This window comes from Morganella morganii (genome assembly GCF_041099235.1).
Classification (GTDB): Bacteria; Pseudomonadota; Gammaproteobacteria; order Enterobacterales; family Enterobacteriaceae; genus Morganella; species Morganella morganii_E.
Map to the genome: position 1 here is coordinate 74,157 of NZ_JBFZSO010000011.1, position 14,861 is coordinate 89,017.

The following is a 14,861-nucleotide window of genomic DNA, read 5'->3' on the forward strand; positions in this document are numbered from 1 at the left end:
ACCGGCATCCGGAAAGCAAAAGAGACGCCCGGCGATGTTATCGCGGGGCGTTTTTTTATGCCTGCAAATTGCTATTGGCGGGCAGGGAAGGTATGGTAAATCTATCCGCACGGACAGGAAAAATGTATGAATCATATTGAATTAGAACAGATTATTAATGAAAAACTGGCAGTACAGGAATTTCAGGATTATGCCCCGAACGGTCTGCAGGTTGAAGGGCGTGAACAGGTTCAGCGTGTGGTGACCGGCGTGACCGCCTGTCAGGCCCTGCTGGATGAAGCGGTGAGACTGAATGCGGACGCGGTGCTGGTGCATCACGGCTATTTCTGGAAAAACGAGCCGGTCAGTATCCGGGGCATGAAACAGCGCCGGATCAAAACACTGCTGTGTAACGATATGAATTTATACGGTTATCACCTGCCGCTGGATGCCCATCCGGAGCTGGGTAATAACGCGAAACTGGCGCAATTGATGGGGGTTACGGTCACAGGACAGGTTGATCCGCTGCTTCCGTGTGGTGAGTTCGCGCAGCCGGTCAGCGGTGAGGAACTGGCACAGCGTTTACAGCAGGGGCTGGATCGGGAGATTCTGCATTGCGGGGATAATGCGCCTGCTCAGATTAAAAAACTGGGCTGGTGTACAGGCGGTGGTCAGAGTTTTATTCAGGCAGCCGCAGATGCGGGACTTGACGGCTTTGTGACCGGTGAAGTGTCAGAGCAGACAATTCATATCGCCCGTGAATGCGGGATGCACTTCTTTGCTGCCGGTCACCATGCCACCGAGCGCGGCGGGATCCGTGCTCTGGGTGAATGGTTACAAAAAACTCACGGACTGGATGTCATCTTTGTGGATATCCCGAATCCTGCATAATCTTTAACATAAAAAGCCGGTCAGAAGACCGGCTTTTTCTTATGTGGTTTGTACTGTCTTGCGCGGTGCACAGATAAGTGTCCCGGCAGCACAGACACACAGTGACATGCCGAGATTCTGACTAAGCCCGGCCAATGCCAGCCCGCCGCCAATCAGCAGGTAATACATCAGACCGAGCAGCGCACCGGCAGTACCGAGGCGGTCACGGTAATCCTGTAACACACCGGCAAGAATATTCGGAATGGCTAGCCCGTAACAAATCACGATACCTGTCACCGGCAGCACAAACAAAATCGATCCTGACAACAGCCAGACTGCAGCAGCGCTGACCATACCGATGATGGCAGCAAGACGGATCAGTGAATGGTTGTGCCATCCGCGTTTAAGCAGGACACGGTTGATCACAGAGCCTGCGGCCACACCAAGCGCGAGCAGTAATCCGCTGTAACCGAATACCTGTTGTGTAAAGCCCAGCCGGCTGAAATAAAACGGTGCTAACTGGTAGTAGCTGAACAGGCTGATATTCAGAAAGGCAATCAGCAGCACATTGCGCAGAATAAAGCGATCACTCAGCATACGACCGGCTGTTTCCGGCAGCGAAACTGACGTGATATATGCCGGACGTGTTTCCGGTAACCGGAGTGCTGTCCATACCAGCAGAACAACGGCCAGTACCGCAAGTCCGGTAAAGACTCCCTGATATCCGGCGAAACCGGTCAGTACCGCACCGCTGAACATCCCCAGTGCCGGGCTGACAGCCAGTGCTATTCCCATGACAGAGAACACTTTCGCCAGCTCATCCCCGCGGTAACAGTCACGCATGATAGTTTGCGTGCCGACTGAGCCGACTGCAGCCCCGAAGGCAGACAGCATCCGCAGGATCAGTAATACACTGAAATCCCGGGTGATAACCGCACCACAGGAGGCGGCAGCGTAAAGTATCAGGCCGCTCAGCATGGTGCGTCTGCGCCCGGCGATATCACATAAACGTCCCCAGGTGACTACGCCGAGTGCGAAGGCGAAGAAGTACAGGGACAGTGTCTGTCCTGCCTGTGCCGCACTGATGCCGAATCCCTGTGCGATATCCGTCAGCGCCGGGCTGTAGATGGTTTCCGCTATCTGCGGGAACATCATCAGGGCAACGGCAAGTGTTAATGCGGGTTTTTGTATTGTCATTTTGCCCCCCTTTTTTGTAACTAAAATGAACGGGACGCAGATTAGCAAAAGGCGGGATGTCTTATTATAATAATAAGGACATTCTGTTTATCAAAAGGGACAATATGGCGTGGCTGAAGCAAAGTGATGCATTTGATGCGGACAGCTATTCCGCACCACTGATTGGCATTGCCGCAGAGATGGCGGTACAGCATGACTCCGGTTTTCACCGCCATCAGCGCGGACAACTGCTGTTTACCGAACGGGGGGCGATTCAGATCACCCTGACGGACACACTCTCCGTTCTGCCGCCGACGCGGGTGGCGTGGATCCCGCCGCAGGCGCTGCACCGCGCGCAGATGTTTGAGGCTGTCGGCTACCGCTCGCTGTATCCGGATGCCCGGCTCAGCGCCCGTCTGCCACCGACCTGTGAAATTTTCGGCGTATCACCGCTGCTGCGCGAGATCCTGTTTCTCTTTGCCGGACTGCCGTTTGACAGTGACTGGACGCAACCCCGTTTACAGCATCTGCTGCCGGTGTTTCTGGATGAACTGGCGCTGGCCGGACGGGAAGATATGCAGTTACCGCTGCCGTCGGACCGGCGGCTGAAAACCCTGGATACCCGGATACTGCCGCCGCCGCTTAATGAACTGGCATCCCGCTGCGGTGCCGGGGAAAAGACGATCACCCGGATTTTCCGGCGGGAAACCGGTATGAGTTACCAGCAGTGGCGGCAGCAGTGGCGATTAATAAAATCTGTTGAACTTTTGGCGAAAAAATACCGCAGCAGTGATATTGCACAGGCGATCGGATTTGCCAGTGACAGCGCGTTTGTCTCTTTCTTCCGTAAGATGACCGGGAAAACACCCGGTGAATATATGGGTAAATGAATAGTCCGGAGTTAAAAATGCATAAAAAAACCCTCCGGGGAGGGTTTTATAAGGATTAATACGGTATTGTCACGATGAATAGCGTTTGGTGACTTTGGTTTCAAACGGACGCTCAGTGTAACCGGTATAAAGCTGGCGCGGACGGGCAATTTTCAGGCCGTCGTCGTGCATTTCGCTCCAGTGGGCGATCCAGCCGATGGTGCGGCCGATGGCAAAGATCACGGTGAACATATTTGACGGAATACCCAGTGCTTTCAGAATGATACCGGAGTAGAAATCCACGTTCGGGTAGAGTTTCTTCTCAATGAAGTACGGGTCGTTCAGTGCGATACGTTCCAGCTCCATCGCCACTTCCAGCAGGCTGTCATTCAGGCCCAGTTCGTTCAGCACCTCGTGACAGGTTTCGCGCATTACTTTGGCACGCGGGTCATGGTTTTTGTACACGCGGTGGCCGAAGCCCATCAGACGGAAAGAGTCATTTTTGTCTTTGGCGCGCTCAATAAAGGCCGGGATGTGATCGACCGTCTGGATCTCTTCCAGCATACGCAGGCAGGCTTCGTTCGCGCCGCCGTGAGCAGGTCCCCACAGGGAGGCAATACCGGCAGCAATACAGGCAAACGGGTTGGCACCGGAAGAACCGGCGGTCCGGACTGTGGAGGTGGACGCATTCTGCTCGTGATCAGCGTGCAGGATCAGGATTCGGTCCATCGCGCGTTCCAGTACCGGGTTAACCACGTATTCTTCACACGGGGTGGCAAACATCATACGCAGGAAGTTACCGGCGTAGGAAAGATTGTTTTTCGGATAAACGAATGGCTGTCCGACAGAATATTTGTAGCACATTGCCGCGACGGTCGGCATTTTGGAGAGCAGACGGTAAGCCGCGATTTCGCGGTGGCGCGGATTATTCACATCCAGCGAGTCATGGTAGAACGCCGCCAGTGCACCGGTCACGCCGCAGAGCACGGCCATCGGGTGAGAGTCACGGCGGAACCCGTTGAATAAGCGGGTGATCTGCTCGTGGATCATGGTGTGGCGTTTTACGGTTTCTTTAAATTCGTCATACTCTTTCTGGTCCGGCGCTTCGCCGTACAGCAGGATGTAGCACACTTCCAGATAATCAGATTTCATCGCCAGCTCTTCAATCGGGAAGCCGCGATGTAACAGGATACCTTCATCACCGTCGATATATGTGATTTTTGATTCACAGGACGCAGTGGAGGTGAAGCCGGGATCAAAGGTGTAGTAGCCTTTTCCGCCGAGCGTCCGGACATCAACTACGGGCTGGCCGAGAGTCGGGCTCAGGATATCCAGATCAGTAACCCTGACGCCGTTTAGTGTCAGCTCCGCCTTTGTATTAGACATGTAGGTCTCCTTAGCGCATTTATTATTTGTTTTGCAATCTTTTGTGATAACCCCTGATGCGTTACCTGAATGGATACCGTACCTGGTGTTACGTTATCCGGTACGGCGCACAATGGGTTATCAGATTGTTAATGAAACTTTGTGTTGCGATAAAAGTTATGTTGTACAGCAAGATATTGTGCATTTTTTGCAAGTTACACTTTTGCATAAGTTTGCACTTACGGGAAGTCTTTCTTGCCGGTAATCGTCGTTTTAATTTTTGTATTTAACCACATAATGTAATTCAAATGTTGTCAAAATGTCACAAGTAATAATAATGGGCGTTTTTATTGTGTGAACCGTGATCTTATTCACTGTTCTGGCTAAATCTGTCCAAACATTTTGTATGGGAATTGTAATCATATTGTGAAGTCCATATACTGCCTCAAGGTCTCCGGAATTCCCTGAAGCAGGAGCACCCAGCGTAACTGAATCATTACTTTTGTAAAACAATACGGATGTGGATTTTACTTAAGGATTGTTCTTATTTCCCCAGCGCTGTCTGATTTCCGCCCGGGTCCGGAGGAAGGAAAAATAATAAAGAGCTGTGTGGGCAAAATTGTGAAAAAACAACGACCTGTCAATTTAGACTTGCAGACGATCCACTTTCCGATCCCTGCAATCGCTTCAATTTTACACCGTGTCTCAGGCGTCATTACCTTCATTGCTGTAGCGATTCTGCTGTGGTTATTAGGGTTGTCGCTGTCCTCGCCGGAAGGGTTTGCGCAGGCTGCTGATATCATGAGCGGTTTCTTCGCGAAGTTTATCCTCTGGGGCATCCTCACTGCATTGGCTTACCACATCTGTGGTGGCATTCGTCACATGTTAATGGATTTCGGATTTGTTGATGAAACGCTGGCTGCCGGTATTTCATCCGCGAAGATTTCCATGGTTCTGACTGTGATTTTAGCCGTGTTGGCGGGGGTTCTGGTATGGTGAAAAATTCAAAAATCAGTGCGACCACGCTCGGCCGTAATGGTATTCAGGATTGGTTAATTCTGCGTGCCAGCGCCATTGTGATTACACTTTATGTACTCTACCTCATCGGTTTTGTGGCTTTTACCTCCGACATCACTTATGACGTCTGGTACAGCTTCTTTACCGCTTCATTCACTCAGGTGTTCACCACTCTGACACTGATCGCCATTCTCGCCCATGCCTGGGTCGGGTTATGGCAGGTACTGACGGACTACGTCAAGTGCCTGAGCCTGCGCCTGCTGCTGCAATTTATTATCATTATTGTGCTGGCAGCCTATGTCATTTACGGTTCAATCATTGTGTGGGGTGTCTAAATGAGCTTACCTGTCAGAGAGTTTGACGCAGTTGTTATCGGTGCAGGCGGCGCAGGTATGCGCGCGGCACTTCAGATTTCTCAGTCCGGCCTGTCCTGTGCCCTGTTATCCAAAGTGTTCCCGACCCGCTCTCATACAGTATCCGCCCAGGGCGGTATCACTGTGGCGCTGGGGAATACCCATCCGGATAACTGGGAATGGCATATGTACGACACCGTAAAAGGGTCGGATTACATCGGTGACCAGGATGCTATCGAATACATGTGTAAAACCGGCCCGGAAGCGGTGCTGGAACTGGAGCACATGGGGTTACCGTTCTCCCGTCTGGACGACGGCAGTATTTATCAGCGCCCGTTCGGCGGGCAGTCCAAAGACTTCGGGGGTGAGCAGGCTGCACGTACTGCCGCTGCGGCTGACCGTACCGGTCACGCACTGCTGCATACGCTGTATCAGCAGAACCTGAAAAATCACACCACGATTTTCTCCGAATGGTATGCCCTGGATCTGGTGAAAAACCAGGATGGTGCCATTATGGGCACCACCGCTATCTGTATCGAAACCGGTGAAGTGGTCTATTTCAAAGCCAAAGCCACCATTCTGGCAACCGGTGGTGCGGGGCGTATCTATCAGTCCACCACTAACGCCCATATCAACACCGGTGATGGTGTCGGTATGGCAGTCCGTGCCGGTATTCCGCTGCAGGATATGGAAATGTGGCAGTTCCACCCGACCGGGATTGCCGGAGCCGGGGTGCTGGTCACTGAAGGCTGCCGTGGTGAGGGCGGTTATCTGCTCAATAAAGATGGTGAGCGTTTTATGGAGCGCTACGCACCGAACGCCAAAGATCTTGCCGGGCGTGACGTGGTTGCCCGTTCCATTATGATCGAAATCCGCGAAGGCCGTGGTTGTGACGGCCCGTGGGGACCGCATGCCAAACTGAAACTCGACCATCTGGGTAAAGATGTGCTGGAATCCCGTCTGCCGGGTATTCTGGAACTGTCACGGACATTCGCCCACGTCGATCCGGTCAAAGAGCCGATTCCGGTTATCCCGACCTGCCACTATATGATGGGCGGCATCCCGACCAAAGTCACCGGTCAGGTTGTGACCATGAATGAGCAGGGTGAGGATGTGCTGGTGCCGGGTCTGTTTGCGGTCGGTGAAATTGCCTGTGTCTCTGTTCACGGTGCAAACCGTCTCGGCGGTAACTCACTGCTTGACCTGGTCGTCTTCGGCCGTTCAGCCGGTCTGCATCTGAAAGAATCCATTCTGGAGCAGGGCGCAATGCGTGATGCCGGTGAATCGGATATTGATGCGGCACTGGCACGTCTGAACCGCTGGAATAACACCCGCAGCGGTGAGGATCCGGTTGCTATCCGCAAGGCCCTGCAATCCTGTATGCAGCACAACTTCTCGGTATTCCGCGAAGGGGATGCGATGGCCAAAGGACTGGAAGAGCTGAAAGCCATTAAAGAGCGCCTGCAGTATGCGCGTCTGGATGACACCTCATCAGAATTCAACACCCAGCGTATCGAGTGTCTGGAACTGGATAACCTGATGGAAACGGCATATTCCACTGCAATGGCCGCCAACTTCCGTACTGAAAGCCGTGGTGCGCACAGCCGCTTTGACTATCCGGATCGTGATGATGCGAACTGGCTGTGTCATTCCCTGTACCTGCCGCAATCTGAAACCATGACACGCCGTGCGGTGAACATGCAGCCTAAGCTGCGCGAACCGTTCCCGCCGAAGATTCGTACTTACTGATGTGTGGTGATGAGGCATTTGCGGAGAGAATACTATGAAAGTTGAATTTTCAGTTTATCGCTATAACCCGGATGTGGATAACGCACCACACATGCAGAACTATCAGCTGGATGTGGAAGAAGGCCGGGACATGATGGTGCTGGATGCCCTGATTCTGCTGAAAGAACAGGATCCAAGTTTATCGTTCCGCCGCTCCTGCCGTGAAGGCGTGTGCGGTTCTGACGGTATCAATATGAACGGCAAAAACGGTCTGGCCTGTATCACACCGTTGTCGGCGCTGATGAAAGGCGGCAAAAAAGTGGTGATCCGTCCGCTGCCGGGCTTACCGGTGGTGCGGGATCTTGTGGTGGATATGGGGCAGTTCTACGCGCAGTATGAAAAGATCCGCCCGTATCTGATCAACGACAACAAAAACCCGCCGGCGCGTGAGCATTTACAGTCACCGGCGCAGCGTGAAAAGCTCGATGGTCTGTACGAATGTATCCTGTGTGCCTGCTGCTCGACATCCTGCCCGTCCTTCTGGTGGAACCCGGACAAATTTATCGGCCCGGCCGGTTTATTAGCCGCGTACCGCTTCCTGACGGACAGCCGCGATACCGAGACAGAATCCCGTCTTGACGACATCAGTGATGCTTTCAGCGTATTCCGCTGTCACGGTATCATGAACTGCGTCAGTGTCTGTCCGAAAGGGCTGAATCCGACAAAAGCAATTGGTCATATTAAATCAATGTTATTGAAACGCAGTGCATAATTGACTTTATTCTGCTTAAGCGATTGATAATAATAAGATGCCTGCCCGGCAGGCATCTTTTACCAACCCGTAACAATAGGCATAATCTATCGCAGTAAGTGTTAGAAGCGACAATAAATGTAGTTAATTGTGATTAAGATGTGAGTTTTTTGGTTTAAATGTAAGTATGGTTATAGACAGTACAGGGATCTTCAGCAACGGTTATTCCGTTGCTAAAGGTTCCTCAGGGATACACAGAACATAAGATGCACAAGCACCACCCGGGAATCCTTTACGCACCGCAATGTATCGCGGTATTAGTTATCACGGCGAAAACTAAACCCGGCCTCATTCAGGTTGCAGGGCAGCGGCAGACGGGGAATCCGCAGAACAGAGTCACTCTGTTTTCCGGACGGACACGCAGCCGGTACACCGCAGCCGGAAAGACAACGGGGATGAAGCTCTAAGCTTAAGGGATCATAATGCAGAACGGCGCACTGAAGGACTGGCTGGATTCCAGCTTTCTGGCTGGAGAAAACCAGGCCTACATAGAAGATATCTATGAAGACTATCTGAACGATCCGTCCTCCGTCGATGGAAGTTGGCGGGAGATTTTCGACTCACTGCCGAAAGCGGACATCACAGAACAACCTCATTCACAGACGCGCGACTACTTCCGTCGTCTGGCCAAAGATTCGACCCGCTACCACACTTCCGTCAGCGATCCGGCGATGGATTCCAAGCAGGTCAAAGTCCTGCAGCTTATCAACGCATTCCGCTTCCGCGGTCATCAGAATGCCAACCTTGACCCGCTCGGCCTGTGGAAACAGGAACCGGTTCCGGATCTGGACCCGGCGTTCCACAATCTGACCAAAGCCGATTTTGATGAAACCTTTAACGTCGGTTCTTTTGCCATCGGCAGCGAAACCATGCAGCTGAGCGAGCTGTTTGACGCATTAAAACGTATTTACTGCGGCTCCATTGGTGCCGAGTACATGCATATCACCAATACCGAAGAGAAACGCTGGCTCCAGCAACGTCTGGAATCCGTTGACGTCAGTAAACTGTTCAGTGCTGATGAAAAACGGCGTTTCCTGGCGGATCTGACCGCCGCTGAAGGGCTGGAGCGCTATCTCGGGGCGAAATTCCCGGGCGCAAAACGCTTCTCACTGGAAGGGGGCGATTCCCTCATTCCGATGCTGAAAGACCTGATCCGTCATGCCGGTAAGCAGGACACCCGCGAAGTGGTGCTGGGTATGGCACACCGCGGCCGTCTGAACGTACTGGTTAACCTGTTCGGTAAAAAACCGGCAGATCTGTTTGATGAGTTTGCCGGTAAACACAAAGATCATCTGGGAACCGGTGACGTGAAATACCATCAGGGTTTCTCGTCTGATTTCGTGACAGAAGGGGCTCAGGTGCATCTGGCGCTCGCCTTTAACCCGTCTCACCTTGAGATTGTCAGCCCGGTGGTCATCGGCTCTGTCCGCGCCCGCCGTGACCGTCTGCCGGAAAGCCTGAGCAAAATGGTTCTTCCGATCACCATTCACGGTGACTCCGCGGTAACCGGCCAGGGGATTGTTCAGGAAACCCTGAATATGTCACAGGCACGGGGCTATGAAGTGGGCGGGACTGTCCGCATTGTTATCAATAACCAGATTGGTTTCACCACCTCTAACCCGAAAGATACCCGGTCAACGGAATACTGTACTGACATCATGAAGATGGTACAGGCTCCTATTTTCCACGTGAATGCTGATGATCCGGAAGCGGTGGCCTTTGTGACCCGCCTGGCACTGGATTTCCGTAACACCTTTAACCGCGATGTGATGATCGACCTGGTCTGCTACCGCCGTCACGGCCATAACGAGGCGGATGAGCCGAGTGCAACCCAGCCGATGATGTACCAGAAAATCAAACAGCACCCGACACCGCGCAAAATCTACGGCGACAAACTGATTGCCGAAGGTGTGGTGGCTGCCGGTGATGTGACTGAAATGGTCAATATGTACCGTGATGCGATGGACCGCGGTGACTGTGTGGTGGAAGAGTGGCGTGAAATCGGTAAAGCCGCGCTCACCTGGGAACCGTACCTGAATCACAACTGGAATGACAGCTACGCTAATAAAGTGGAACTGAAACGCCTCAGTGATCTGGCGCGCCGTATCAGTACCGTGCCGGAAGAAGTGCATATGCACCCGCGTGTCGAAAAAATCTATACCGACCGTGCGGAAATGGCGGAAGGTAACAAACTGCTCGACTGGGGTGCGGCGGAGAATCTGGCCTACGCAACACTGGTGGATGAAGGTGTTCCGGTGCGTCTGTCCGGTGAGGATGCGGGACGCGGTACGTTCTTCCATCGTCATGCGGTTATCCATAACCAGAGCAACGGCTCCTGCTATGTGCCGCTGATGAATGTCCATAATGCCCAGGGACGCTTCAATGTGTGGGACTCTGTCCTGTCTGAGGAAGCGGTACTGGCCTTTGAATACGGCTATGCAACCACCGATCCGCGCGGTCTGACTATCTGGGAAGCCCAGTTCGGTGACTTTGCCAACGTGGCACAGGTAGTGATTGACCAGTTCATCAGCTCCGGCGAACAGAAATGGGGCCGGATGTGCGGACTGGTGATGTTACTGCCGCACGGCTACGAAGGCCAGGGGCCGGAGCACTCCAGTGCCCGTCTGGAACGTTATCTCCAGCTTTGCGCCGAACAGAACATGCAGGTCTGTGTTCCGTCAACCCCGGCACAGGTTTACCATATGCTGCGCCGTCAGGCACTGCGCGGTATGCGTCGTCCGCTGATTGTCATGTCACCGAAATCACTGTTACGTCACCCGCTGGCGGTTTCTTCTCTGGAAGAACTGGCCGAAGGCCGCTTTGAGGCGGTTATCGGTGAAGCGGATGATCTGAATCCGGCAGATGTGAAGCGCGTTGTGCTGTGTTCCGGTAAGGTTTACTACGATTTACTGGAGCAGCGCCGTAAGAATAATCAGACGGATGTGGCGATTATCCGTATTGAACAGCTCTATCCGTTCCCGCATGAAGATATCCATGCGATTCTCGCGCCATTCAGCCATGTGAAAGATTTTGTCTGGTGCCAGGAAGAGCCGCTCAACCAGGGCGCGTGGTACTGCTGCCAGCATAATTTCCGTGATGCGGTTCCGGCAGGTGCAGCACTGCGTTATGCGGGCCGTCCGGCATCCGCATCTCCGGCCGTGGGTTATACGTCTGTTCACCAGCAGCAACAACAAGAGCTGGTTAATGATGCACTGAACGTTGAATAAATTAAGGAAAAGCAATGAGTAGCATAGAAATTCTGGTTCCTGATCTCCCCGAGTCTGTTGCCGATGCCACGGTGGCAACCTGGCACAAAAAACCGGGTGACAGCGTCGAACGTGATGAAGTGCTGGTGGAAATTGAAACAGACAAAGTCGTGCTGGAAGTTCCTGCCAGTGATTCCGGCGTTCTGGAAGCGGTGCTGGAAGAAGAAGGGGCAACTGTCCTTTCAAAACAACTGCTCGGACGCATCCGTCTCGGCGACAGCACCGGTCTGCCTGCAGAAATAAAAGAAAAAGTACAGTCCACACCGGCACAGCGTCAGAATGCGGGTCTGGATGAAGAAACCAATGATGCGGTAAGCCCGGCGGTGCGCCGCCTGCTCGCAGAGCACGGCCTGAAAGCGTCAGATATTACCGGCAGTGGTGTCGGTGGTCGTCTGACCCGCGAAGATGTTGAGAAACACCTGGCACAGCAGCCGAAAGCACCGGTGAAAGCTGCTGCTGAGCCGGTTTCTCAGGCTGGTTTACCGCACCGCAGTGAAAAACGTGTACCGATGACCCGTCTGCGCAAGCGTGTGGCAGAGCGTCTGCTGGAAGCGAAAAATAACACCGCAATGCTGACCACCTTTAACGAGGTGAGCATGAAGCCGGTGATGGATATGCGCAAACAGTACGGCGAATCGTTTGAAAAACGCCACGGTGTGCGCCTCGGTTTCATGTCTTTCTATGTGAAAGCGGTGGTTGAGGCACTGAAACGTTATCCGGAAGTGAACGCCTCTATCGACGGTACAGATGTGGTGTATCACAACTATTTCGATATCAGTATTGCGGTTTCCACACCGCGTGGTCTGGTAACACCGGTACTGCGTGATGCAGATGCACTGAGCATGGCAGAAATCGAAAAACGTATCAAAGAGCTGGCTGTCAAAGGTCAGGAAGGCAAACTGACAGTGGAAGATCTGACCGGCGGTAACTTTACCATTACCAACGGCGGTGTATTCGGCTCACTGATGTCCACACCTATCATTAACCCGCCGCAGAGTGCGATTCTGGGAATGCATGCGATTAAGGATCGTCCGATGGCGGTAAATGGTCAGGTGGTGATCCTGCCGATGATGTACCTGGCGCTCTCTTATGACCACCGTCTGATTGATGGCCGTGAATCTGTCGGATTCCTCGTGACCATTAAAGAGATGTTAGAAGACCCGGCACGTTTACTGCTCGACGTGTAACCAACCCTCATCCGGGCGGCATCGCGCTAAAACCGCCCGGCTGAACTCGCGACAGTGAATCTGTGTCCCTGCGCCGGGAAACCGGCGCTATCCAGGCAACAACAATAAGAGAGTCCGCTCTCATCAGACAAATTATGGATAGAACATCATGAATTTACACGAGTATCAGGCAAAACAACTCTTCACCCGGTATGGTTTACCTGCACCGGCAGGCTATGCCTGCTCCACACCCCGTGAAGCGGAAGAAGCAGCATCCAAAATCGGCAGCGGCCCGTGGGTCGTCAAATGCCAGGTTCATGCCGGGGGCCGCGGGAAAGCGGGTGGTGTGAAACTGGTTAAGAGCAAAGATGAAATTCGCGCGTTTGCCGAACAGTGGTTAGGCAAGCGTCTGGTTACCTATCAGACAGATGCACTGGGTCAGCCTGTGCATCAGGTGCTGGTGGAAGGCGCAACAGATATCGCCAAAGAGCTTTATCTGGGTGCAGTAGTGGATCGCGGTTCACGTCGCGTGGTCTTTATGGCCTCCACTGAAGGTGGTGTCGAAATTGAGAAAGTGGCACATGAAACACCGGAACTGATCCACAAAGCGGTGATTGACCCGCTGACCGGCCCGATGCCGTATCAGGGGCGCGAGCTGGCGTTTAAACTGGGTCTGACCGGTAAGTTAGTCAGCCAGTTCACCAAAATTTTTATGGGACTGGCAACCATGTTCCTTGAGCGTGACCTGGCCATGGCGGAAATCAACCCGCTGGTGATCACCACACAGGACGAGCTTATCTGTCTCGACGGCAAATTAGGCATTGACGGTAACGCCCTGTACCGCCAGCCGGAACTGCGTGAAATGCATGATCCGTCACAGGAAGATGCCCGCGAAGCACAGGCGGCACAGTGGGAACTGAACTATGTGGCACTGGACGGTAATATCGGCTGTATGGTGAACGGTGCCGGTCTGGCAATGGGCACCATGGATATTGTCAAACTGCACGGTGGTGAGCCGGCAAACTTCCTGGATGTCGGCGGCGGCGCAACCAAAGAGCGCGTGACAGAAGCTTTTAAAATCATTCTGTCTGACGAAAACGTCAAAGCGGTCTTCGTCAATATCTTCGGCGGGATTGTCCGTTGTGACCTGATTGCGGACGGGATTATCGGTGCGGTTGAGGAAGTCGGTGTCAGTGTGCCGGTGGTTGTGCGCCTGGAAGGGAACAACGCGGAACTGGGTGCGGAAAAACTGGCAAAAAGTGGCCTGAATATTATTGCGGCAACCAGCCTGACGGATGCTGCGAAACGTGTTGTTGCAGCAGTGGGAGCGAAATAATGTCTATTTTAATCGATAAGAACACCAAAGTTATCTGTCAGGGATTTACAGGTAGCCAGGGGACTTTCCACTCTGAACAGGCGATTGCGTACGGCACCAAAATGGTCGGCGGTGTGACACCGGGCAAAGGCGGTACAACACATTTAGGTTTACCGGTCTTTAACACGGTGCGTGACGCGGTGGAAGCCACCGGTGCGACCGCTTCTGTTATTTATGTTCCGGCACCGTTCTGCAAAGATTCCATCCTGGAAGCGATTGACGCGGGTATCAAACTGATTATCACCATCACCGAAGGTATTCCGACGCTGGATATGCTGACGGTCAAAGTGAAACTCGATGAAGCCGGTGTACGGATGATTGGTCCGAATTGCCCGGGGGTTATCACGCCGGGTGAATGTAAAATCGGGATCATGCCGGGGCATATCCATCTGCCGGGCAAAGTGGGGATCGTTTCCCGTTCAGGTACGCTGACTTATGAAGCGGTGAAACAGACGACTGATGCCGGTCTGGGACAATCCACCTGTGTGGGGATCGGCGGTGACCCGATTCCGGGCTCTAACTTTATTGATATCCTGCGTATGTTCCAGAACGACCCGCAGACAGAAGCGATTGTTATGATCGGTGAAATCGGCGGCAGTGCAGAAGAAGAAGCGGCTGCCTTTATCAAAGACCATGTCACCAAACCTGTCGTGGCGTATATCGCAGGTGTGACTGCGCCGAAAGGCAAACGTATGGGTCATGCGGGGGCGATTATCGCTGGCGGGAAGGGGACTGCAGATGAGAAATTTGCCGCCCTTGAAGCCGCCGGTGTGAAAACTGTCCGCAGTCTGGCCGATATCGGTGATGCGGTAAAAGCGATTCTGAATAAATAATTCCTGCCATTATTATACAGCCGGAGCCGGTTTTATGCCGCCTCCGGCTGTTT

At 53.1% G+C, this 14,861-nt stretch carries 12 protein-coding genes; 10 read left to right on the forward strand and 2 right to left on the reverse strand.

What is annotated here, in order from left to right; genetic code table 11:
* The first annotated feature begins 126 nt into the window (after positions 1-126).
* A complete protein-coding gene (locus tag AB7038_RS15705) occupies positions 127-870 on the forward strand; it encodes a type 2 GTP cyclohydrolase I (protein ID WP_072871229.1) in 744 nt (247 codons plus the stop codon).
* A 39-nt stretch (positions 871-909) separates the two neighbouring features.
* Here AB7038_RS15705 and AB7038_RS15710 read toward each other — a convergent pair whose 3' ends face one another.
* The gene (locus AB7038_RS15710) at positions 910-2,046 is read right to left on the reverse strand and encodes a multidrug effflux MFS transporter (protein WP_369453626.1); all 1,137 of its coding nucleotides are present in this window, start codon (positions 2,044-2,046) and stop codon (positions 910-912) included.
* A gap of 104 nt (positions 2,047-2,150) precedes the next feature.
* Here AB7038_RS15710 and AB7038_RS15715 point away from each other — a divergent pair, with 104 nt between their 5' ends.
* Positions 2,151-2,915, forward strand: coding sequence for an AraC family transcriptional regulator (locus tag AB7038_RS15715; RefSeq protein ID WP_369453627.1), 765 nt, complete (start codon positions 2,151-2,153; stop codon positions 2,913-2,915).
* A 69-nt stretch (positions 2,916-2,984) separates the two neighbouring features.
* Here the strand turns inward: AB7038_RS15715 and AB7038_RS15720 are convergent, their stop codons facing one another.
* The gene (locus AB7038_RS15720; protein ID WP_369453628.1) at positions 2,985-4,280 is read right to left on the reverse strand and encodes a citrate synthase; all 1,296 of its coding nucleotides are present in this window, start codon (positions 4,278-4,280) and stop codon (positions 2,985-2,987) included.
* Positions 4,281-4,868: 588 nt separating this feature from the next.
* Between AB7038_RS15720 and sdhC the strand changes: the two genes are divergently transcribed.
* The 8 genes from sdhC (at position 4,869) to sucD (ending at position 14,808) form a co-directional block, all read left to right on the forward strand.
* Positions 4,869-5,258 (forward strand): succinate dehydrogenase cytochrome b556 subunit, encoded by a 390-nt coding sequence (gene sdhC, locus AB7038_RS15725; protein WP_015422545.1) that lies wholly within the window; start codon positions 4,869-4,871, stop codon positions 5,256-5,258.
* Positions 5,252-5,611 (forward strand): succinate dehydrogenase, hydrophobic membrane anchor protein, encoded by a 360-nt coding sequence (gene sdhD / locus AB7038_RS15730; RefSeq protein ID WP_072871227.1) that lies wholly within the window; start codon positions 5,252-5,254, stop codon positions 5,609-5,611. Before sdhC ends, sdhD begins: the two co-directional genes overlap by 7 nt.
* Positions 5,612-7,378 carry a succinate dehydrogenase flavoprotein subunit gene (gene sdhA / locus AB7038_RS15735; RefSeq protein WP_369453629.1) on the forward strand — a complete coding sequence of 589 codons (1,767 nt, stop codon included), beginning with the start codon at positions 5,612-5,614 and terminating at the stop codon, positions 7,376-7,378.
* 34 nt (positions 7,379-7,412) lie between these two features.
* Positions 7,413-8,129 (forward strand): succinate dehydrogenase iron-sulfur subunit, encoded by a 717-nt coding sequence (locus AB7038_RS15740; RefSeq protein ID WP_004235644.1) that lies wholly within the window; start codon positions 7,413-7,415, stop codon positions 8,127-8,129.
* Positions 8,130-8,590: 461 nt separating this feature from the next.
* Complete coding sequence (gene sucA / locus AB7038_RS15745) at positions 8,591-11,395, forward strand: 2-oxoglutarate dehydrogenase E1 component (protein WP_072871220.1); 2,805 nt, start codon at positions 8,591-8,593, stop codon at positions 11,393-11,395.
* A gap of 14 nt (positions 11,396-11,409) precedes the next feature.
* On the forward strand, positions 11,410-12,621 hold the full coding sequence (gene odhB / locus AB7038_RS15750) for a 2-oxoglutarate dehydrogenase complex dihydrolipoyllysine-residue succinyltransferase (protein WP_262861077.1): 1,212 nt from the start codon (positions 11,410-11,412) through the stop codon (positions 12,619-12,621).
* Positions 12,622-12,769: 148 nt separating this feature from the next.
* A complete protein-coding gene (gene sucC / locus AB7038_RS15755; protein ID WP_004235648.1) occupies positions 12,770-13,936 on the forward strand; it encodes an ADP-forming succinate--CoA ligase subunit beta in 1,167 nt (388 codons plus the stop codon).
* Positions 13,936-14,808, forward strand: coding sequence for a succinate--CoA ligase subunit alpha (gene sucD, locus AB7038_RS15760; RefSeq protein WP_004235649.1), 873 nt, complete (start codon positions 13,936-13,938; stop codon positions 14,806-14,808). The genes sucC and sucD overlap by 1 nt, the downstream gene beginning before the upstream one ends.
* The last annotated feature ends 53 nt before the right edge of the window (positions 14,809-14,861 follow it).